General features: G+C 70.9%; 1 pseudogene. It reads left to right on the top strand.

The annotated features are described in order from the left end of the window. Positions 1-230 (top strand): annotated as a pseudogene (locus tag BV453_RS01955) (cell division protein FtsZ); the annotation flags it as partial.

The following is a 230-nucleotide window of genomic DNA, read 5'->3' on the forward strand; positions in this document are numbered from 1 at the left end:
GTGCAGGAAGCCGTTCACCCCGAAGCCAACATCATCTTCGGTGCCGTCATCGACGACACCCTGGGTGACGAGGTGCGCGTCACCGTCATCGCCGCAGGATTCGACGGCGGTGAGCCCGGCGCCAAGGTGGCCGAGGTTCGTCGCTCCGACCTCGTCGCCGCCGGTGTGGCCGCCGGGGTCTCCGGTGGAGCCACGGGCGCCATCGCAGGCGCCGCAGCCGCATCCGACAG

This window comes from Microbacterium sp. ER1 (genome assembly GCF_023383675.1).
Taxonomy (GTDB): domain Bacteria; phylum Actinomycetota; class Actinomycetes; order Actinomycetales; family Microbacteriaceae; genus Microbacterium.